This is a genomic window from Xenorhabdus santafensis (assembly GCF_033949405.1).
Taxonomy (GTDB): Bacteria; Pseudomonadota; Gammaproteobacteria; order Enterobacterales; family Enterobacteriaceae; genus Xenorhabdus; species Xenorhabdus santafensis.
In genome coordinates this window covers 1-232 of record NZ_VCDN01000283.1, presented here as the reverse complement: position 1 = coordinate 232, position 232 = coordinate 1, and the positions used below count along the sequence as shown (strand labels likewise).

The 232-nt window shown below is 41.4% G+C and carries 1 protein-coding gene; it reads left to right on the top strand.

Features of this window, described 5'->3' with window-relative positions:
* Positions 1 to 37: 37 nt before the first annotated feature.
* Positions 38 to 232: hypothetical protein (locus FE392_RS22505; RefSeq protein ID WP_319931909.1), on the top strand; the 195-nt coding region annotated here is incomplete at its 3' end.

Here is a 232-nt window from a genome sequence, read left to right as displayed (position 1 = left end):
ACCAGCAGCGAGCATTCAAGCTTCTAGCGAAACGTATATGGGCTTAGTAGAAGTAGGTGTTGGCTTAATCCCTGGCGGAGGCGGTAATAAAGAGCTATACATTAAACACTTAAACAAAATGGCAAACGGTGTAGAGTTTGATTTGCAAAAAGTTGCGAATAAAGTGTTCGAATCTGTAGCGATGGCGAAAGTTTCTACATCAGCACAAGAAGCTGTATCGAACAACTTCTTA